The 19,591-nt window shown below is 70.8% G+C and carries 17 protein-coding genes; 14 read left to right on the top strand and 3 right to left on the bottom strand.

The features are described from left to right. Positions 1-76: 76 nt before the first annotated feature. Together DR046_RS00740 and DR046_RS00735 are read right to left on the bottom strand one after the other, a co-directional pair. Positions 77-790, bottom strand: coding sequence for a ZIP family metal transporter (locus DR046_RS00740; RefSeq protein WP_115378953.1), 714 nt, complete (start codon positions 788-790; stop codon positions 77-79). Between the two features lie 44 nt (positions 791-834). After that, positions 835-1,293 (bottom strand): COG4315 family predicted lipoprotein, encoded by a 459-nt coding sequence (locus DR046_RS00735; protein WP_167766819.1) that lies wholly within the window; start codon positions 1,291-1,293, stop codon positions 835-837. Between the two features lie 260 nt (positions 1,294-1,553). Here DR046_RS00735 and DR046_RS00730 point away from each other — a divergent pair, with 260 nt between their 5' ends. Further along, positions 1,554-3,977 carry an ATP-dependent helicase gene (locus DR046_RS00730; protein WP_115378949.1) on the top strand — a complete coding sequence of 808 codons (2,424 nt, stop codon included), beginning with the start codon at positions 1,554-1,556 and terminating at the stop codon, positions 3,975-3,977. 631 nt (positions 3,978-4,608) lie between these two features. On the opposite strand, the gene DR046_RS00725 is transcribed toward DR046_RS00730, so the two are convergent. Continuing rightward, positions 4,609-4,830, bottom strand: a complete 222-nt coding sequence (locus DR046_RS00725) for a DUF1127 domain-containing protein (RefSeq protein ID WP_115378947.1) — start codon at positions 4,828-4,830, stop codon at positions 4,609-4,611. Between the two features lie 206 nt (positions 4,831-5,036). On the opposite strand from DR046_RS00725, the gene DR046_RS00720 reads away from it, so the two are divergent. From DR046_RS00720 to DR046_RS00660, 13 genes are all read left to right on the top strand, one after another. After that, on the top strand, positions 5,037-6,239 hold the full coding sequence (locus DR046_RS00720; protein WP_167766817.1) for an MFS transporter: 1,203 nt from the start codon (positions 5,037-5,039) through the stop codon (positions 6,237-6,239). Positions 6,240-6,266: 27 nt separating this feature from the next. Further along, the gene (locus tag DR046_RS00715) at positions 6,267-7,346 is read left to right on the top strand and encodes an Mrp/NBP35 family ATP-binding protein (RefSeq protein WP_115378943.1); all 1,080 of its coding nucleotides are present in this window, start codon (positions 6,267-6,269) and stop codon (positions 7,344-7,346) included. A gap of 651 nt (positions 7,347-7,997) precedes the next feature. Next, positions 7,998-8,513 carry a division/cell wall cluster transcriptional repressor MraZ gene (locus tag DR046_RS00710; RefSeq protein WP_115378940.1) on the top strand — a complete coding sequence of 172 codons (516 nt, stop codon included), beginning with the start codon at positions 7,998-8,000 and terminating at the stop codon, positions 8,511-8,513. Then, complete coding sequence (gene rsmH / locus DR046_RS00705; protein WP_115378938.1) at positions 8,510-9,487, top strand: 16S rRNA (cytosine(1402)-N(4))-methyltransferase RsmH; 978 nt, start codon at positions 8,510-8,512, stop codon at positions 9,485-9,487. Before DR046_RS00710 ends, rsmH begins: the two co-directional genes overlap by 4 nt. After that, complete coding sequence (gene ftsL / locus DR046_RS00700) at positions 9,488-9,922, top strand: cell division protein FtsL (protein WP_209313528.1); 435 nt, start codon at positions 9,488-9,490, stop codon at positions 9,920-9,922. After that, positions 9,919-11,724 (top strand): peptidoglycan D,D-transpeptidase FtsI family protein, encoded by a 1,806-nt coding sequence (locus DR046_RS00695; RefSeq protein WP_245190742.1) that lies wholly within the window; start codon positions 9,919-9,921, stop codon positions 11,722-11,724. The genes ftsL and DR046_RS00695 overlap by 4 nt, the downstream gene beginning before the upstream one ends. 64 nt (positions 11,725-11,788) lie before the next feature. After that, positions 11,789-13,237 (top strand): UDP-N-acetylmuramoyl-L-alanyl-D-glutamate--2,6-diaminopimelate ligase, encoded by a 1,449-nt coding sequence (locus tag DR046_RS00690; RefSeq protein ID WP_115378936.1) that lies wholly within the window; start codon positions 11,789-11,791, stop codon positions 13,235-13,237. Then, a complete protein-coding gene (locus DR046_RS00685; protein ID WP_115378934.1) occupies positions 13,234-14,607 on the top strand; it encodes a UDP-N-acetylmuramoyl-tripeptide--D-alanyl-D-alanine ligase in 1,374 nt (457 codons plus the stop codon). The genes DR046_RS00690 and DR046_RS00685 overlap by 4 nt, the downstream gene beginning before the upstream one ends. A gap of 4 nt (positions 14,608-14,611) precedes the next feature. Further along, a complete protein-coding gene (mraY, locus tag DR046_RS00680) occupies positions 14,612-15,694 on the top strand; it encodes a phospho-N-acetylmuramoyl-pentapeptide-transferase (protein ID WP_115378932.1) in 1,083 nt (360 codons plus the stop codon). A gap of 70 nt (positions 15,695-15,764) precedes the next feature. Next, positions 15,765-16,034, top strand: a complete 270-nt coding sequence (locus tag DR046_RS00675) for a hypothetical protein (protein WP_115378930.1) — start codon at positions 15,765-15,767, stop codon at positions 16,032-16,034. Beyond that, complete coding sequence (gene murD / locus DR046_RS00670) at positions 16,031-17,416, top strand: UDP-N-acetylmuramoyl-L-alanine--D-glutamate ligase (RefSeq protein WP_115378928.1); 1,386 nt, start codon at positions 16,031-16,033, stop codon at positions 17,414-17,416. The genes DR046_RS00675 and murD overlap by 4 nt, the downstream gene beginning before the upstream one ends. 79 nt (positions 17,417-17,495) lie before the next feature. Beyond that, a complete protein-coding gene (locus DR046_RS00665) occupies positions 17,496-17,756 on the top strand; it encodes a hypothetical protein (RefSeq protein WP_115378926.1) in 261 nt (86 codons plus the stop codon). A gap of 88 nt (positions 17,757-17,844) precedes the next feature. After that, complete coding sequence (locus DR046_RS00660) at positions 17,845-19,494, top strand: electron transfer flavoprotein-ubiquinone oxidoreductase (protein ID WP_115378924.1); 1,650 nt, start codon at positions 17,845-17,847, stop codon at positions 19,492-19,494. Positions 19,495-19,591 lie beyond the last annotated feature (97 nt).

Genomic DNA, 19,591 nt, shown 5'->3' with positions numbered 1-19,591 from the left:
TTCTGTCAAGCCGGTATCGCGGGTGTCGCGTCTGTGACGGTCGGCCTGTGTCCGGCCGGACGTGAACCGGCCTCGGTCACGCGGGGAGGAGCAGATGCCCCGTCAGGCCCAGCCCGTAGCCCGCGACCGCGCCGAGGGGCGGGGCCCAGGCCCTGTCCAGCCGCACGCCAGGGGCGATGTCCTCGAAGACGAGGTAGAAGATGCCGCCCGCCGCGAAGAGCAGGATCGCGCCGAGCAGGGCCTCGCGCTCGGCCAGCCAGACCTGCCCCACCAGCGCCGCCACCGGGCCGAGCAGGGCGAAGGCGGCGAAGATCGCCATCGCTTGCCGTGCCTGCGTCTGCCCGCTGGAGACCATCTCGCGCCAGGCGTTGAACGCCTCGGGCAGGTTCTGCAGCGTCAGGATCGCTGCCGTGAGGATGCCGCGCATCCGTTCGCCCGAGGCGAAGAGCGCGCCGAGCGCCACCGCCTCGGGGATGTAGTCGCTCAGCAGGGCGACGAGCTGCCCCTTCCGGCCGAGATGCGTGTCGATCCAGCGGTCGAGCAGCGCGAAGCCCGCCCCGCCCGCGACGAAGGCGGCCACGGCGAGGGCCGGCGGAAGCCGTTCCGTTCCCTGCGGGACAAGCACCAGCGTCACCGCCGAGATCAGCGCGCCGCCTGCGAAGGCGATGATCGCATGCCGGATCTCGGTCTCGAGCCATTGCGGGCGGACATGCTCGTACATGGCGAGCCATCCGCCAAACGGGATCGCGGCGCCCGCGAGAAGGCTCCAGAGCATCGCTTCGATCGGCATGGGCGTCTCCCGCGGGGCCGGGGCAGTGCCCCCGCCGCGCCCGGTCAGTCCTCGTGGCCGACCTTGGTGCCGTCGGGCCGCACGAGGTACCATTCCCCGCCGTAGCTTTCGATGTCCTGTCCGGTCGCGTTGTCCTCGCCCGCGTCGAGCGCATAGTAGTAGAGGGGCCAGCCGCCATAGGTCACGACCTCGACGTCCTGCCAGGGCATCGTGCCGATCAGCTCGGCATCGACGCCCTCGCCGGCCTCGGGATCCTGGGTCATGACGAAGGGCGGCCATTTCTCGAGGCATTCGCCCTCGCAGGTGATCGCCGGCTCGGTGTCGGGGCCGCCCTGGGTGTCCGCCGTGAAGAGGTAGAGCGCCTCGCCGTCGGCATCGGTCAGGATCGGCCCGTGGTCCTCGATTTCGGTCACGCGCAGGGTCACGTCGAGTTGCGCGGCGGCCGGGGTCGCGATGGCGAGGGCCGCAAGAGCGGGAAGGAGGCGGGGGATCGGAAGTGTCATGGCGTTCTCCGTCGTCTGCTGGGCGTGCGGCAGGAGGGAAACGCGGGCCGCGGCGGAAAGGTCCGCGGTTGGCACTTGAGGTCCGGGCGCGCGTCGAGCGCGAACGAGCCTCATGCCACGCCCAGGCCCCTCGCCGGCGCCGTCCTCGCCCGTGCCGGAGGCGATGGGCTTGCCGCCAGCACGCGCGAGGACACGCCGGACGGGAACGCAGCGCGAACACCGGCCTTCCCTCCGGGGCGCGCGCGGGCTATGCCGGGGGCATGTCCCAACACGACGATTCAGACGCCTTCGAGGCCGCGAGCCTTTCCGCCCGTGCCATGGCCGCGCGGCCCGCGCCTTATCTCGACGGGCTGAACCCCGCGCAGATGCAGGCCGTGCAGACGCTGGACGGCCCCGTGCTGATGCTGGCGGGGGCGGGCACCGGCAAGACCCGGGCGCTGACCGCGCGGATCGCGCATCTCCTGAGCCAGGGGAAGGCGCGCCCGAACGAGATCCTGGCCGTGACCTTCACGAACAAGGCCGCGCGAGAGATGCGCGACCGGCTGGGTCGGATGATGGGCGGCGCCGCCGAGGGAATGCCCTGGCTCGGCACCTTCCACTCGGTCTGCGTGAAGCTGCTGCGCCGCCACGCGGAGCTGGTCGGGCGCACGGTTCATCTGAACGGCGAGGCGCGGGAGCTGCACCTGCGGTCGAACTTCACCATCCTCGACACGGACGACCAGAACCGGCTGCTCAAGCAGCTGATCGAGGCGGCGGATATCGACGCCAAGCGCTGGCCGCCGCGGATGCTGGGCGGCATCCTCGACCACTGGAAGAACCGGGCCTGGACCCCCGACAAGGTGCCCGCCCACGAAGCGGGAGCCTTCGACGGCAAGGGCGTCGCGCTCTACCGCGCGTATCAGGACCGGCTGCTGACGCTGAACGCGGTCGATTTCGGCGACCTGCTGCTGCACGTCATCGACGTGTTCCAGCGCCACGACGACGTGCTGGCGCAGTACCGCCGCTGGTTCCGCTACATCCTCGTGGACGAGTATCAGGACACCAACGTCGCCCAGTACCTGTGGCTGCGGCTGCTGGCGGGCGGGCATCGCAACATCTGCTGCGTGGGCGACGACGACCAGTCGATCTATGGCTGGCGCGGGGCGGAGGTCGGCAACATCCTGCGCTTCGAGAAGGATTTCGAGGGGGCGGAGGTCATCCGGCTGGAGCAGAACTACCGCTCCACCCCGCATATCCTTGCCGCCGCCTCGGGCGTGATCGCCGGCAACCGGGGGCGGCTGGGCAAGACGCTCTGGACCGAGCTGGAGGCGGGCGAGAAGGTCCGCCTGATCGGCCATTGGGACGGCGAGGAAGAGGCGCGCTGGATCGGCGAGGAGGCCGAGGCGATGCAGCGGGGCACCCGCGGGCTCGACCCGTTCTCGCTGGACGACATGGCCATCCTCGTGCGGGCCGCCCATCAGATGCGCGCCTTCGAGGACCGATTCCTGACCATCGGCCTGCCCTATCGCGTCATCGGCGGCCCGCGCTTCTACGAGCGGCTCGAGATCCGCGACGCGATGGCCTATTTCCGGCTGGTCGTCAGCCCCGACGACGACCTCGCCTTCGAGCGGATCGTCAACACGCCGAAGCGGGGCCTGGGCGACAAGGCGCAGCAGACGATCCAGGTCATGGCCCGGTCGAACGGCGTATCGCTGGTCGAGGGCGCCCGGCTCTGCGTGCAGTCGCGGACCATCGGCGGCAAGGGCGGCGCCGCGCTGAAGGAGCTGGTCGACGGGCTGGCGCGCTGGCGGGCCGAGATGCTGGACGGGCGCGACCACATTCACCTCGCCGAGGAGATCCTGGACGAGTCCGGCTATACCGGCTTCTGGCAGAACGAGAAGACGCCCGAGGCGCCGGGCCGGCTGGAGAACCTGAAGGAACTGGTCAAGGCGCTGGAGGCGTTCGAGAACCTGCAGGGCTTCCTCGAGCACGTCTCGCTGATCATGGACAACGACGCCGCGGGCGAGGAGGAGCCCAAGATCACGCTGATGACCCTGCACGCGGCCAAGGGGCTGGAATTCCCGGTCGTCTTCCTGCCGGGCTGGGAGGACGGGCTGTTCCCCTCGCAGCGCAGCATGGACGAGAGCGGTGTGAAGGGGTTGGAGGAGGAGCGGCGGCTGGCCTATGTCGGCATCACCCGCGCCGAGCAGGTCTGCACGATCTCCTTCGCGGCGAACCGGCGCGTCTATGGCCAGTGGCAATCGGCCCAGCCCTCGCGCTTCATCGACGAGTTGCCGGCGGACCATGTCGAGGTGCTGACGCCGCCCGGCCTCTATGGCGGGGGCTTCGGTGCGACGGGCATGGCGGCGGCGCAGCAGATGGCGATGGGCGGCGGGGTCGAGAGCGACCTGACCGACCGCGCGTCGAAGGCGGATGTCTACAACTCTCCGGGCTGGCGGCGGCTGCAGACGAACGCCCAGCGCTCCCTCCGGCAGCCATCCGAGGCGAAGAACCTCGTCATCGACGCGACGGCTGTCAGCGCCTTCGGCGAGGGCGATCGCGTCTTCCACCAGAAGTTCGGCTATGGCGAGGTGATGGGCGTCGAGGGCGACAAGCTCGAGGTCGAGTTCGACCATGCCGGGTCGAAGAAGATCGTCGGGCGCTTCCTGATGCCTGCCGAGCAGGCGGGCGACACGCCGTTCTGAGGCGCGACAGGAGTCCGATGCCCGAAAAAAAAGAACGGCGGCGCCGGGAGGGGTGGCGCCGCCGTTCGAACTGGATCCGCCGCCCGAGGGAGAAGAGGCGGCGTCCATAAGCTCCGGTCCGCGGCCTGAGGGGGGGTGCCGTCCTCGGAGACTGAGGGGGTAACACGCCCGGCGCGGATCGGTTCCCGCAAGGGTTGAGAAAAAAATTTGCCGGTCCCGACGACGCCCTCAGGGAGGAGGAGGAGGGCGCCGCCGGTCCGTCAAGTCAGGCCATCCCCAGGGAGGAGGGGACGCCCGCGCCGATCCCGAATGGGAGGAGGGGATCGGCGGATGCGCAGCGGCCCGGTGGGAGGACGGGGCCTGCCGCGCGCCCCGGTGCCGTCCTCAGGGAGGAGAGGCGCGGCCCGGGTATGGGGTGACGGTCCCGACGACGCCCTCAGGGAGGAGGAGGAAGGCGCCGCCGGTCCGTCAAGTCAGGGCATCCCCAGGGAGGAGGAGACGCCCGCGCCGATCCCGAATGGGAGGAGGGGATCGGCGGATGCGCAGCGGCCCGATGGGAGGAAGGGACCGCTGCGCGGCCCGGCACCGCTCTCAGGGAGGAGGAGGAGCGAAACCGGGTATCCTGAGGCGCTTACTTGCCGTAAGCCGCCTCATGCGCGATCGAGCGGATCGATGACCGGCTGATGCCGAGGTCGTCGAGCTCGCGCGAAGACAACGCGGCGAGTTCGTCATAGGTCCGCGTATAGAGACGCCAGCGGCGCCAGCCGTCGCGGACCGAGTCGAGGCGGGAGACGGCCCGGTCGCGCAGCGCGCCGATCGTCAGGGTGGAGGTGCCGTAAGCAGTGTTGGCCATGTCATGTCCTTTCCGTGATCGGGGACATTCCGCCCCCGGCATCGTGGCCGAGCCGGATTGCCCGAACCACCGTGTTTCGTTGAGGGGAAGGTGGTCTCCATGCTGCGCTTGCACAAGCGCGCGATGCGTCAATGCTGCCATGCAGCATGTGCATGGCGAACCTCGCGTCAGCGGGAACTGCCTTTCCGTTGGCGGCGTCTAGCGAGATGTCCGCCCTCTCCCATCCCGGCTTCCGCGCCTATTTCTTCGCCGCCGTGCCGCTGGTCCAGGCGCTCTGGGCGCAGCGGGTCACGCTGGGCTGGCTCGCCTGGGAGGTGTCGGGCTCGGCGGCCTTCGTCGGGCTGGTCGCGGCCCTGAGCCTCGCGCCGATGCTGATCTCGGGCCCGATCTTCGGCGTGCTGGTCGACCGCGCCGACATCCGGCGGGCGATCCGCACGACCTCGGGCGCGATGGCCGCGCTGATGGCGCTGGCCGCGCTGCTGGCCGGGGGGCCGGGGCTGGGGCAGGCCATGCTGGTCGCGCTGGCGCTGGCCATCGGGCTGGTGAGCTCGGCGCATCACCCGGTGCGAATGTCGCTCGCCCCGCGGCTGGTGCCCGCGGCCGAGGTGCAGAACGTCGTGGCGCTGACGGCGCTGAACTTCAACCTCGCGCGGCTGGTGGCGCCGATGCTGGCCGGGCTCGCGCTGGCCAGCGTCGGACCGGTCGCGACGCTCTGGGCCGCGTCGGCCCTCTATCTGCCGATGCTGGTGGCGGTGCGCTGGATGGACCCGCGGCCGCTGCCGGTCTCGGCCAGCGGGCACGGGTCGATCCGCCAGGGGCTGGCGGATGCGGCGCGGTATATCTGGGTCACGCCCGTGACCCGGCAGGCGATCCTTCTGACCGGGGCGATGGCGGTGCTGGTGCGTGGCTATCTGGAGCTGCTGCCGGTCATGGCCGAGGGCGTGCACGGGCGCGGCGCCGAGGGGCTTGGCCTGTTGACGGCGGCGGCGGGGGCGGGCGCGCTGGTCGCGGCCTTCGCCAAGGCGATGGGGCAGGGCCAGGTCCGCGACGGGGTGCCGACGTTGCTGCGGGTCCTGCTGGTGGCCGGCGTGCTGGGGCTTGTGGGGCTGGGCCTCGCGCGGTCCTGGTGGGTCGTGCTGGGCTGGACGGCGCTGGCGGGCTTCACCTCCACCTTCTGCGGCGTGACCCTGCAGGCGATGGTGCAGATGGAGCTGCCGGACGGTCTGCGCGGGCGGGTCATGTCGCTCTGGGTCGTGGTCGGGATCGGGGCGGTTGCGCTGGGGTCGGGCGTGCTGGGCGGCATCGCCGGTCTGGTCGGCCTGCCGGCGACGCTGATCGGCGCGGGGGGAATCGGCGGGATCGCCACGGCGCTGATGGTCTTGCCTTCGCGGACGGGACGGCCCACGTAACGCCCCTACGGAACCCGGGGGAAGACCATGGCCACGCGCGACGACATTCTTGCGGCCCTGTCCCGCATCTCGCTGCCCGTCGGCGGGGACCTCGTGTCGAAGGACATGGTGCGCGCGGTGACGGTCGCGGGCGATACCGCGAGCTTCGTCATCGAGGCGCCCTCGGCCGAGATCGCCCGCCAGATGGAGCCCATCCGCGCCGCGGCCGAGGCCGCCGTCGCGCAGCTCGACGGCGTGTCGAAGGCGCGGGCCGTGCTGTCGGCCCCGACCGAGGCGAAGCAGCCCCCCTCGCTGAAGATCGGCGGGCACCCGAAGCCGCAGGAGGGGCCCGCCCGCGTCGTCGGCGTCGAGCGCGTGATCGCCGTCGCCTCGGGCAAGGGCGGGGTCGGCAAGTCCACCGTCTCGGCCAACCTCGCCGTGGCGCTGGCGCGGCAGGGGCGGCGCGTGGGCCTGCTCGACGCCGACATCTACGGACCGTCCCAGCCGCGGATGATGGGCGCGACGAAGCGCCCCGCCTCGCCGGATGGCAAGACCATCCACCCGTTGATCGCCCATGGCGTCACGCTCATGTCGATCGGGCTGATGCTGGACCCGGCCAAGGCCGTGGTCTGGCGCGGCCCGATGCTGATGGGCGCGCTGCAGCAGATGCTGGGGCAGGTCGCCTGGACGCATCACACCGGTGGAGAGCCGCTCGACGTGCTGATCGTCGACCTGCCGCCTGGGACCGGCGACGTGCAGCTGACGCTCTGCACCAAGGCGGTGGTCGACGGGGCCATCGTGGTCTCGACCCCGCAGGACGTGGCGCTGCTGGATGCGCGCAAGGCGCTGGACATGTTCGCGACGCTGAAGACGCCGATTGTCGGGCTGATCGAGAACATGAGCACGTTCCACTGCCCCAACTGCGGCCACGAGGCGCATGTCTTCGGCCATGGCGGCGTCGCCGCCGAGGCCGAGCGGCTGGGCCTGCCCTTCCTCGGCGCGCTGCCCATCGACCTCGACACCCGGTTGTCGGGAGACGAGGGCCGGCCGGTCGCGCTGGGCGAGGGCGCGATGGCCGAGGCCTTCGCCGACCTGGCGCGCGGGCTGATCGCGCGGGAGCTCGGCTGAGCGCTCGGGTCCCCCGATCCGCTCGAATCATGGGCCACGATTCGACGCCGACGGCGCGATCCGGGCAAGTTTCTGAAAATTAAAGACTCTCCTTCCCGGGGTTCTCCGACTGCCGTCTCGCTGCGCGGGAAGGTGAATTTTGCCGCGTGGCGGACAGGGCCGGGCGATGTGATTTCCGGGCCACGTGGAGCGGTCGTTGGAAAAAAGTTTGGGCTAGTTTGGACCTCAACAGGTTCTTAACATTCCTTCGACGGACACAACATGTAGTGTGTTTTTCACTCTATCCACCGCTAATCCACAGATTGTGGATAACTTTGCAAACCCGCGTTCCCAACTTTTGGGTAGCCAGCCCATCCGTCGCGTGGCAGTAACGAGCCACGGCAGATGAGGGATCACGGGGCAGCAAACGACCCCGGCTCCAGCAAAAAAATGGCAGGACATACAGGCACTCTCGCATCGCCAGACGTTGAAGATCCCGATCGCGTTTCGAGCAAACTCATCCCCCCAGGTGACGCGCGATCGGGAGGCCCGGACGACGGGGCAGGCGGCGGCCCAGGTTGGCAGACCCTGGGTCGCCGCATCCGTTTCCGGGGTTCCACAGCATAGGCCGCGCAGGGGTTCGCGGCGCAAGGCGAAGGGACGGCCCGGACGGTGGAGGACCTCTTCAGAGGCAAGCACCACGTCAAGATCGACGGCAAGGGGCGAGTCTCCGTCCCGCCCGGATTCCGCCGCGCCCTGGAGGCCGCCGACCCCGATTTCGGCCCCGAACGCAATGCCACCGTCTTCATCGCCCATTGGGATGGCGAGGCCTTCCTCACCTGTCTGACGGTGCGCGGGATGAACGAGATGACCGAGCAGGTTCGAGAGATGCATCCCGGCGATCCCGACCGCGAGGCGCTGGAGGAATTCCTCTACGAGAACATCGAGGAACTGCGGCTCGACGATACCCACCGGATCATCCTGCCCAAGCACCTGCGGGAGGCCGCCCTGCTCGACGGCGAGATGGTCTTCGCCGGGCGCGGCGAGCGGTTCCGCATCTACTCGCCCGACGCGCCGAAGACCGCCGTCAGCCGCCTCGCACAGCGGATGGCGACGCGGCCCGCCGGCGACTCGCCCTTCGCGCTGCTGCCGCCCAAGCCCCGCCCCGGACCAAGGGTGGCCGAGTGACCGGACAAGCCCCGCATGTCCCGGTCCTGCTGCAGCCGATCCTCGACGCCGTCGGCCCGCTTTCGGGCACCTGGATCGACGGCACGATGGGGGCGGGCGGCTATACCCGTGCCCTGCTGGAGGCGGGGGCGGAGCGGGTCATCGGGCTCGACCGCGACCCGCTGGCCCACGAGATGGCTGCCGAATGGGGCGCGGTGTGGCAAGGACGACTCGATACGGTGAAGACCGTCTTCTCCCGGATGGACGAGGTCGCGAGCGATGCGTCAGGAGTCGTCTTGGACCTGGGCGTGAGCTCGATGCAGCTCGACCGGGCGGAGAGGGGATTCAGCTTCATGAAGGACGGGCCGCTCGACATGCGCATGGGGGACGAGGGGCCGACCGCCGCCGATCTCGTCAACGAGGCGCCCGAGGGACTGCTGGCCGACATCCTGCACCGTTACGGCGAGGAGCGCGCCGCCCGCCGCATCGCCCGCGCCATCGTCCGTGAACGGGAAGCCGCGCCTTACGTGACGACGGCCCAACTGGCCGAGACCGTCTCCGCGAACCTGCCGCGGTCGAAGCCGGGCCAGAGCCATCCCGCCACCCGCGCCTTCCAGGCGATCCGGATCGCCGTCAACGACGAGTTCGGAGAGCTGGCCGAGGGGCTTCAGGCCGCCGAGCGGGCGCTGGCGCCGGGCGGCTGGCTTGCGGTCGTGACCTTCCATTCCGTCGAGGACCGGGCGGTGAAGCGCTTCCTTGCCGCGCGCTCGGACGCGGGCGGCGGCGGGTCCCGCCATCTGCCGGAACGGGCGGCGCGCGACCCGGCCTTCACGCTGGTCGGCAAGGCAATCTCCCCGACCGAGGCGGAGATCGCCGCCAATCCGCGCGCCCGCTCGGCCCGGCTGCGGCTGGCGCGGCGCACCGAGGCGCCCGCCGCCCCGGTCGAGCGACGCGAGCTCGGCCTGCCCGAGATCACCCTTCCCCGGAGAACCTGAATGCGCGGCTTCATCTACACCCTCTCGACGGTGATCGTCGTCCTGCTGGGCGTCTGGGCCTACCACGAGGGCTACGAGACCCGCGCGACCGAGAAGGCCGTGGCCCGGCTGGAAAGCCAGATCGGCCAGCGCCACCAGGAGCTGTCGATGCTGCGCGCCGAATGGGCCTATCTCAACCGCCCCGACCGCCTGGCCGCGCTGGTCGAGATGAACTTCGAGCGGCTGGGCCTTGTGCCGCTGGCCTCGGACCATTTCGCGATGACGGATCAGGTCGGCTTTCCGCTGCCCGTGGTGGTGGTCGAGGTTGCCGACCACGTCTTCGAGGAGGAGGACTTCTCGGACGTGATCATCATGAACCACCGGTACGGCGCCACGACGCCGCCCCGGGTGATCGCCCCGCCCACCCTCGCCGATGACGGAGAGCAGCTGCCATGATGTCCCTCTTCCGCCGCCGCCCGCGCCCCGAGCCGACGGACCCGTTCCGCCCCGTCACCCCGCGTATCCCCCGCGCGCCCCTGCCTGCCGCCCCCACGACCCCGCGCGAGAACCCCGAGAAGGCGCGGCTGCGCGCCGAACGGCGGCTGAAGTTCACCGCCGCCTGCTTCGTGCTGGGCTTCGCGACCGTCGCGATAAAGATGGGCGCCATCGCCGCCTCGGAGGCGCGGGAGCCGGCGACCGGCTCGCTGATCGGGGCGGGCATCGTCAACGCCCGCGCCGACATCACCGACCGCGAGGGGCGGGTGCTGGCGACCAACGTGACGGCGACCGCGCTCTATGCCCAGCCGCACAAGATGCTCGACCCGGCCGCCGCCGCCGAGGGCCTGTCGCGGATCTTCCCCGACATGGACGCGCAGGTCTGGGAGCGGCGCTTCAACTCCGGCTCGAAGTTCTTCTGGCTCAAGGGCAACATCTCGCCCGAGCAGCAGCAGGCCGTCCACGACCTGGGCGAGCCGGGCCTGCTGTTCGGCAGCCGCGAGATGCGGCTCTATCCGAACGGCCCGCTGGCCGCGCATGTCCTCGGCGGCGCCCGCTACGGCGAGCAGGACGTCCGCGCCGCCGAGATCGTCGGCGTCGCCGGGGTCGAGAAGACCTTCGACGACTATCTCTCGGACCCGGTGCAGGAAGGCGCGCCGCTGCGGCTGTCGATCGACCTGTCGGTGCAGGCGGCGACGGAACGGGTGCTCGAAGGCGGCATGAAGCTGATGGGCGCGAAGGGCGCGGCGGCGATCCTGATGGATGCGCGCACCGGCGAGGTCGTGGCGCTCGCTTCGCTGCCGGACTTCGACCCGAACTCCCGCCCGCGCCCCGCGACCGAGGGAGACCCGGGCGATAGCCCGCTGTTCAACCGGGCGGTGCAGGGCGTCTACGAGCTGGGCTCGACCTTCAAGATCTTCACCGCCGCGCAGTCGCTGGAGCTGGGGCTGACCAATTCGGGGACGCTGATCGATACCCGAGGGCCGCTGCGGCAGGGCCGGTTCACGATCCGCGACTTCCACAACTACGGCCCGCAGATGACCGTCACGGACGTGATCCGGCAGTCCTCGAACATCGGGACGGCGCGGATGGCGCTCGATATCGGGGGCAAGCGGCAAAAGGCCTTCCTCGAGTCGATGGGCTTCTTCGAGCCGACCCCGCTTGAGATGGTCGAGGCGGGGTCGGTCCGGCCGATCGTGCCCACGCGCTGGCCCGACATCACGACGATGACAGTCAGCTACGGGCACGGCCTCTCGGCCTCGCCGATGCATCTGGCGGTGGGCTACGCCTCGCTGCTCAACGGCGGCACGCGGGTCACGCCGACGCTGGTCGCACAGACCCAGCCGCCGGCGCCCGGGGCCCGCATCGTCTCGCCGCGTGTTTCGGCCGAGGCGCGGCACATGCTGCGCCGCGTCGTCACCGACGGAACGGCGTCGATGGGCGAGGTCCCCGGCTACCAGGTCGGCGGCAAGACCGGGACGGCGGACAAGCCGAAATACACGGGCGGCTACTGGGACGACAAGGTGATCGCGACCTTCGCCGCGGTCTTCCCGGCGCAGGACCCGAAATACGTGCTGGTCGTCAGCCTGGACGAGCCGGAGATCCGCGCCGCCGGGGAAGACCGCCGGACCGCTGGATGGACCGCGGTGCCCGTCGCCTCCGAGATCGTGCGCCGGGTCGCGCCGCTGATGGGGCTTCGCCCCGACTTCGATCCGGGACGCGACGAATTCGGTGCATATCTGACACAGACCGCGCAGCGCTGATGGACGCGCTCCGCCCGGCACGCTAGAGGCACGCCGAAACATCTGCGCGAGACGGGGGCGCTCGATGAAGACCCTCTCCGAACTGGGGCTGACCGGGCCCGACGGCATCCGCGTCTCCGGGCTGGCCGTGGACAACCGCAACGTCCGGCCCGGCGACCTGTTCGCCGCGCTGCCGGGATCGAACGTGCACGGGGCCCGCTTCGCCCCCGACGCGCTGGCCCGCGGCGCCGTCGCCGTGCTGACCGACCGCGCAGGCGCCGTGATGCTGCCCTCGGGCACGCCTCTCGTGGTGGTGGAGGAGCCGCGCGCCGCGCTGGCCTATGCGGCGGCGCTGATGTCCGGATCCCAGCCCGAGACGATGGTCGCCGTCACCGGCACCAACGGCAAGACCAGCGTGGCCAGCTTCACCCGCCAGATCTGGGAGGCGCTGGGCCTGCCCGCCGCCAATCTCGGGACGACCGGCGTCGAGGGCGCGTTCCACGCCCCCGCCATCCACACCACGCCCGAGCCGATCACGCTGCACGCGCTGCTGGCCGAGATGGCGCAGTTCGGCATCACCCATGCCGCGATGGAGGCCTCGTCCCACGGGCTCGACCAGCGCCGGCTGGAGGCGGTGCGGCTGGCGGCGGCGGGGTTTACGAACCTCACGCAGGACCATCTCGACTACCACGGCACCATGGAGGCCTATTTCGAGGCCAAGTCCGGGCTCTTCGACCGCGTGCTGCCGGGCGAGGGGGTGGCGGTCATCAATCTCGACGATCCCTATGGCCGCGAACTGGCCGCCCGCTGCGAGGGCCGCGGGCAGGAGGTGGTCGGCGTCGGCCGGGCCGAGGAGGCACGGCTGCGCCTGACCGGCCAGCGCTTCGACGCGACCGGGCAGGAGGTGCTGTTCCGCTGGCAGGACGCGGCCGTCTCCGTCCGGCTCGACCTGATCGGCGGCTTCCAGGCCGGGAACGCGCTGCTGGCCGCCGGGCTGGTCATCGCCTCGGGCGAGGAGCCGGAGGCGGTCTTCGCAGCGCTTCCGAAGCTCCGCGGCGTGCGTGGCCGGATGGAGCTTGCTGCGACGCGGGCCAGCGGCGCGGCGGTCTTCGTCGACTACGCCCACACGCCCGACGCGGTGGCGACGGCGCTCAAGGCGCTGCGCCCGCATGTGATGGGCCGGATCGTCGCCATCGTCGGCGCGGGCGGCGACCGCGACCGCGGCAAGCGCCCGCTGATGGGCGCGGCCGCAAACGAGAACGCCGATGCGGTCATCGTCACCGACGACAACCCGCGATCCGAAAGCCCGGCCGCGATCCGCGCCGCGGTCCTGCAGGGCGCCCCGGGCGCCGCCGAGGTCGGCGACCGCGCCGAGGCGATCCTGCGCGGCGTCGACATGCTGGAGCCGGGCGACGCGCTGCTGGTCATGGGCAAGGGGCACGAGACCGGGCAGACCGTGGGCGACATGGTGCTGCCCTTCGACGACGTGGAGCAGGCCTCGATCTCGGTCGCCGCGCTGGAGGGCCGGGCGTGACGCTCTGGACCGCGGGTGAGGCCGCTCTCGCGACCGGCGGCACGGCGCAGGGCGACTGGTCGGTGTCGGGGCTCAGCATCGACACCCGCTCGATCCGGCCGGGCGAACTGTTCGTTGCGCTCAAGGCGGCGCGGGACGGGCACGACTTCGTGGCCGAGGCGATCGCGAAGGGCGCGGGCGGGGTGCTCGTCTCGCGCGTGCCGGACGGCTGCGGGGACGCGCCGCTGCTGATCGTGCCGGAGGTGCAGGCCGCGCTCGAGGCGCTGGGCCGGGCCGGCCGGGCCCGCACCCGCGCGCAAGTGATCGCCGTCACGGGCAGCGTCGGCAAGACCTCGACCAAGGACATGCTGCGCCACGTGCTGGCGCCGCAGGGCCGCGTCCATGCCGCAATCAAGAGCTTCAACAACCATTGGGGCGTTCCCCTGACGCTGGCCGGCATCCCGGAGGAGGCCGAGTACGCCATCATCGAGATCGGGATGAACCATCCCGGCGAGATCGCGCCGCTCTCCGCGCAGGCCGCGCCGCATGTCGCCATGGTCACCATCGTCGCCCCCGTCCACCTGGAGGCGTTCGAGGATATCGCCGGCATCGCGCGCGAGAAGGCTGCGATCTTCTCGGGCCTCGTCCCCGGGGGCACGGCGCTGTGGAACGCGGATCTGGAGACCTCGCCGATCCTGGCAGAGCGGGGCAACGTCTCGTTCGGGACGGGGCCGGCGGACTGGCGCCTGACCGAGGTCGTCGCCGGTCCCGACGCCACCACCTGCCGCGCCGAGACGCCGCTGGGCCCGATCGACTTCCGCATCGGCGCGCCGGGCAGGCATTTCGCGCTGAACGCGCTGGCCGTGCTGGCTGCCGTCCATCACGCGGGCGCGGATGTCGCCCGCGCCGCGCTCGCCCTGGCCGACTGGGCGCCGCCGGAGGGGCGGGGCAAGCGCCATTCGGTGCGCATGGACAGCGAGGCGCCGCCGCTCGACCTGATCGACGATGCCTACAACGCGAACCCGGCCTCGGTCGGCGCCGCGCTCGACCTGCTGGCCGCCGCCACGCCCGCGCCGGGTGGCCGCCGCATCGCCTTCCTGGGCGACATGAAGGAGCTGGGGCCGACCGGACCCGAGCTTCACGCCGCCCTGGCAGGGCGCCCGGCGACCGCGGCGCTCGACACCGTCCACACGGTCGGGCCGCTGATGCGCCACCTGCACGAGGCGCTGCCAGCGGACCGGCGCGGCCGCCACGCCGAGGATGCCGCGACGCTGGCCGGGCAGCTCCGCGACCTGGTGCGGCCGGGCGATGCGGTCCTGGTCAAGGGCTCGCTTTCGATGAAGATGGCCGTCCTCGTGGACGGTCTGCGCGCGCTGGGGCGCGAGGGATAAGACCATGCTCTACTGGCTTACGTCGTTTTCCGACGGCGGAGACTTCTTCAATCTTTTCCGATACATTACCGTCCGGGCAGGGGGCGCGTTCATCTTCGCGCTGCTGTTCGGCTTCCTCTTCGGGCAGCCGTTGATCGACCTTCTGCGCAGGCGCCAGGGCAAGGGCCAGCCGATCCGGACGGACGGGCCCGCGACGCATTTCGCCAAGGCCGGAACGCCGACAATGGGGGGCGTGCTGATCCTCGGGGCGGTGACGGTCTCGACGCTGCTCTTCGCGCGGCTCGACAACCCCTATGTCTGGTTGATCCTGGGCGTCACCATCAGCTTCGGCGCGATCGGCTTCGTCGACGACTATGCCAAGGTCTCGGCGGGCAACACCAAGGGCGTGCCGGCGAAGGTGCGCCTGGCGCTTGGCTTCCTGATCGCCGCCGTCGCGGGGCTGGTCGCCATCTGGACCCACCCGCCGGAGCTGCAGCAGGCCATGGCCTTCCCGTTCTTCAAGAACGCGCTGTGGAACATGGGGGTTCTCTACCTGCCCTTCGTGATGCTGGTGATCGTGGGCTCGGCCAACGCGGTGAATCTGACCGACGGGTTGGACGGGCTGGCGATCATGCCCGTGATGATCGCGGCGGGGACGCTGGGCGTGATCTCCTACGCGGTGGGGCGGATCGACTTCACCACCTATCTCGAGGTGCATTACGTCCCCGGCACCGGCGAGCTTCTGATTTTCGCGGCCGGGCTGATCGGCGGGGGCTTGGGCTTCCTGTGGTACAACGCCCCGCCCGCGGCGGTCTTCATGGGCGACACCGGCTCGCTCGCGCTGGGCGGCGCGCTGGGCACGGCGGCGGTCGTCACCAAGCACGAGCTGGTCTGGGCCATCATCGGCGGCGTCTTCGTGCTGGAGGCCGTGTCGGTCATCGTCCAGGTCACCTATTTCAAGGCGACCGGAAAGCGCGTCTTCCTGATGGCGCCGATCCACCACCATTTCGAGAAGAAGGGCTGGGCCGAGCCGCAGGTCGTGATCCGCTTCTGGATCATCGCGCTGATCCTGGCGCTGATCGGCCTCGCCACGCTGAAGGTGCGATGAGCGTCCCGGGCGGGCCCGGGACGGGCCTCCGGTCGACCGGAGGCCAGCTGCGCCGGGGGGAGCGCATGTCATGAGGCTGCGCAATCCGCTGATCGCGCGCGACGGCCCGCCGGTCGCGCTCAACGTCCGGGCGGCGCGCTGGGGGGCGCTGGCCTGCCTCGCCGCCGCCGGGGTGATGGCGGGACCGATCCTGCGCGGCCATGGGGACGCGCAGACCTATCTGGCCGCGACGCCCGGGGCCTGCGGCACGCGGGTCGAGGCGGTCGGCCCCGAGGGCGCGTCGGAGCTGCGGCGCGCCTCGGCCATCTGGTTCGTCGAGACATGCGAGGTGCGGCCATGATCCCCGTCCAGGGCTATGACGGTGCGACCGTCGCCGTGCTGGGGCTCGGCCGATCGGGCCTGACGGCCGCCCGCGCCCTGCGGGCGGGCGGGGCGCATGTCCTCGCCTGGGACGACGGCGCGAAGGGGCGAGAGGCCGCCGAGGCCGAGGGGTTCGAACTGCGCGACCCGACCGCCCCCGGTGCGCTCGACGGCGTCGCGACGCTGGTGACGAGCCCGGGCATCCCGCATCTCTATCCCGCGCCGCATCCCGCCATCGCCGCCGCCTGGCGCGCGGGCGTCGCGGTCGACAACGATATCGGCCTGTTCTTCCGCTCGCTCGGCTGGGGCGACACGGCGCCGCGCGTCGTGGCCATCACCGGGTCCAACGGCAAGTCCACCACCTCGGCGCTGCTGCACCACATCCTGGTCCAGGCGGGCAAGCGCGCCCATCTCGCGGGCAATATCGGCCGCGGCGTGCTCGATCTCGATCCGCCCGAGGAGGACGAGATCATCGTGCTGGAGTTGTCGAGCTACCAGACCGAGCTCGCCCGGTCGCTCACTCCGGACGTCGCGGTGTTCACGAACCTCTCGCCCGACCATCTCGACCGGCATGCGGGCTTCGGCGGCTATTTCGCGGCCAAGCGGCGGCTCTTCGCCGAGGGCGGGCCGGACCGCGCGGTGATCGGCGTCGAGGAGAACGAGGGGCTGTTCCTCGCCAACCAGCTGCAGGAGGCGACGGTCGACGATCGGGTGATCCGCGTGTCGTCCTCGAAGCCGGAGGGGCCTGGCTGGTCGGTCACGGCGCGCAAGGGCTGGCTCGCCGAGACGCGCAAGGGGCGGCAGCTTGCCTCCGTCGACCTGCGCGGCATCGCGGGCTTGCCGGGCAGGCATAACCACCAGAACGCCTGCTGCGCCTGGGGCGCGGCGCGGGCGCTGGGCCTCGGCCCGCGCGAGATCGAGGCGGGCTTGCGCAGTTATCCCGGCCTGCCGCACCGGTCCCAGCGGATCGCGGAGCGCGGCGGAGTGGCCTTCGTCAACGACAGCAAGGCGACGAACGTGGACGCCGCCGTGCAGGCGCTCCAGGCCTTCGAGCGGATCCGCTGGATCTGCGGCGGCCTTCAGAAGGAAGGCGGGCTCGACGCGCTGCATCGGCATCTGCACCGTGTGGTGAAGGCCTATGTCATCGGCCGCGAGGCGCCGAGTTTCGCGCTGGGCCTCGGCCCCGGTGTCGAGGTCGAGATCTGCGGCGACATGGCCACCGCCGTCGCTGCCGCCGCGCGGGACGCCCAGCCTGGTGAGACGGTGCTGCTGGCCCCTGCGGCGGCCAGCTTCGACCAGTACGACAGCTTCGAGCGGCGCGGCGAGGATTTCGCCGCGCGGGTCGCCGCGCTGGCGGGATAGGGCGCGGGCCTTGGGGGCTGCAACGGTCGCCGAAACGTGCGAAGCTGCCCCGACTGCAAACGACGAGGAGGGCCGCCAGATGCCCCTTTCCACGATCCGCGCCGAGGACGAGGTCTTCGCCGCCGAGGGCCAGGTCGGCATCGGCGCCATCCGCGAGGTGCATCCCGACCGGCTGCTCGCCCATGTCGAGGGCTATGGCGAGGTCACGCTGCGGCCCGAGCACATCCGGGCGGCGCATGACCGCAAGGTCGTCCTGCGGCTCGAGGCGCTGCCCGAGGACCTGCTGCAGCACCTCGCCCATGCCCACGACGCCGAGTATCCTCGTCCGTCCGACACCTGAGCGGGCCGCGACAAAGCGTTGCGTCACGATTGACCCTCCGTCCCCGGCTCCCCATACCCCTGCAAAGCGAACAGTGAGGGGTGCAGCCATGGCCGAGACCATCGAACGCGAAAGCATGGAATATGACGTCGTCATCGTCGGCGCCGGGCCCTCGGGCCTTGCGGCGGCGATCCGGCTCAAGCAGCTCGACCCCGAGCGCTCCGTGGTCGTGATCGAGAAGGGGTCCGAGGTCGGCGCCCATATCCTGTCGGGCGCCGTGATGGACCCGGTCGGCCTGAACGCGCTGATCCCCGACTGGAAGGAGAAGGGCGCGCCGCTGAACGTCCCCGTCACCTCCGACAGCTTCTACGTCCTGGGCGAGGAGGGCCGCGTCCGCGTCCCGAACCGCGCCATGCCCCCGCTGATGAGCAATCACGGCAACTACATCGTCTCGCTCGGCAATGTCTGCCGCTGGATGGCCGAGCAGGCCGAGGCGCTGGGCGTCGAGATCTTCCCCGGCATGTCCTGCTCCGAGCTGGTCTATGACAGGCAGGGCAACGTGAAGGGCGTCGTCGCGGGCGAGTTCGGGATCAACCCGGATGGAACCAAAGGCGACGGCTACGAGCCGGGGATGGAGCTGCACGGCAAGTATGTCTTCCTCGGCGAGGGCGTGCGCGGATCGCTGTCGAAGCAGGTGATCCACCGCTACGGGCTGGACGCGGACAGCGAGCCGCAGAAGTTCGGCCTCGGCATGAAGGAAATCTGGGAGATCGACCCGGCCAAGCACCAGCCGGGCAAGGTCGTGCATACGATGGGCTGGCCGCTGGGCAAGAACGCAGGCGGCGGGTCCTTCATCTATCACCTCGACAACAATCAGGTCTATGTCGGCTTCGTCGTCCACCTGAACTACAAGAACCCTTATGTTTACCCCTACATGGAGTTCCAGCGCTTCAAGCATCACCCGATGGTGGCCGAGCTTCTGAAGGGCGGCAAGCGCGTCGCCTACGGCGCCCGCGCCATTACCGAGGGCGGCTGGCAATCGCTGCCGCGCACCGCCTTTCCGGGCGGCGCGCTGCTGGGTTGCGCGGCGGGCATGGTCAACGTGCCCCGCATCAAGGGCATCCACAACGCGATGCTTTCGGGCAAGGCCGCGGCCGAGGCCGCCCATGCCGCCATCGACGCCGGCCGCGCGCAGGACACGCTCGACGAGTACAATGACGAGGTCCGCTCCGGTCCGATCGGCAAGGACCTGAAGAAGGTCCGCAACGTCAAGCCGCTCTGGTCGAACTACGGCCTGACCGCCTCGATGGTCGTGGGCGGCGCGTCGATGTGGACCAACCACCTGCTCGGCCGCTCCCTCTTCACCAACCGGCACGGCAAGTCCGACGCCGAGTCGACCGAGACCCGCTATCACCACCAGCCCATCGACTATCCCAAGCCCGACGGGGTGCTGTCCTTCGACCGTCTGACCAACGTCGCCTACAGCTTCACCAATCACGAGGAGAGCCAGCCCTCCCACCTGAAGCTCAAGGACAAGCAGGTGCCCGTCGACGTGGACCTGCTGAAATACGGCGGGCCTTCGCAGCGCTACTGCCCGGCAGGGGTCTACGAGTTCATCGGCGAGGGGCCGTCGGCCAGGTTCCAGATCAACTTCCAGAACTGCGTCCACTGCAAGACCTGCGACATCAAGGACCCGGCCCAGAACATCGTCTGGACGCCGCCGCAGGGGGGCGACGGGCCGAACTACCCGAACATGTGAGCGCACTGTCGCGTTCGTGATCCGGCTCCGGTCCGCTCCGCTTGAACCGTCGCGCCACGCCCCGTAGCGTGGCGCGACCGCCATCCGACGAGGACCG

Origin of the sequence: Jannaschia formosa (genome assembly GCF_003340555.1) — a bacterium.
GTDB classification, from domain to species: Bacteria; Pseudomonadota; Alphaproteobacteria; order Rhodobacterales; family Rhodobacteraceae; genus Jannaschia; species Jannaschia formosa.
Note: the sequence above shows the minus strand (reverse complement) of the source record. Positions and strands in the feature narration are given on the sequence as shown.

Excerpts from the sequence above, each read along its gene's own strand:
- DR046_RS00740 (WP_115378953.1), bottom strand. The coding sequence starts at position 790 with ATGCCGATCGAAGCGATGCTCTGGAGCCTTCTCGCGGGCGCCGCGATC.
- DR046_RS00735 (WP_167766819.1), bottom strand. The coding sequence starts at position 1,293 with ATGACACTTCCGATCCCCCGCCTCCTTCCCGCTCTTGCGGCCCTCGCC.
- DR046_RS00730 (WP_115378949.1), top strand. The coding sequence starts at position 1,554 with ATGTCCCAACACGACGATTCAGACGCCTTCGAGGCCGCGAGCCTTTCC.
- DR046_RS00725 (WP_115378947.1), bottom strand. The coding sequence starts at position 4,830 with ATGGCCAACACTGCTTACGGCACCTCCACCCTGACGATCGGCGCGCTG.
- DR046_RS00720 (WP_167766817.1), top strand. The coding sequence starts at position 5,037 with ATGTCCGCCCTCTCCCATCCCGGCTTCCGCGCCTATTTCTTCGCCGCC.
- DR046_RS00715 (WP_115378943.1), top strand. The coding sequence starts at position 6,267 with ATGGCCACGCGCGACGACATTCTTGCGGCCCTGTCCCGCATCTCGCTG.
- ftsL (WP_209313528.1), top strand. The coding sequence starts at position 9,488 with ATGCGCGGCTTCATCTACACCCTCTCGACGGTGATCGTCGTCCTGCTG.
- DR046_RS00695 (WP_245190742.1), top strand. The coding sequence starts at position 9,919 with ATGATGTCCCTCTTCCGCCGCCGCCCGCGCCCCGAGCCGACGGACCCG.
- DR046_RS00690 (WP_115378936.1), top strand. The coding sequence starts at position 11,789 with ATGAAGACCCTCTCCGAACTGGGGCTGACCGGGCCCGACGGCATCCGC.
- mraY (WP_115378932.1), top strand. The coding sequence starts at position 14,612 with ATGCTCTACTGGCTTACGTCGTTTTCCGACGGCGGAGACTTCTTCAAT.
- DR046_RS00675 (WP_115378930.1), top strand. The coding sequence starts at position 15,765 with ATGAGGCTGCGCAATCCGCTGATCGCGCGCGACGGCCCGCCGGTCGCG.
- murD (WP_115378928.1), top strand. The coding sequence starts at position 16,031 with ATGATCCCCGTCCAGGGCTATGACGGTGCGACCGTCGCCGTGCTGGGG.
- DR046_RS00665 (WP_115378926.1), top strand. The coding sequence starts at position 17,496 with ATGCCCCTTTCCACGATCCGCGCCGAGGACGAGGTCTTCGCCGCCGAG.
- DR046_RS00660 (WP_115378924.1), top strand. The coding sequence starts at position 17,845 with ATGGCCGAGACCATCGAACGCGAAAGCATGGAATATGACGTCGTCATC.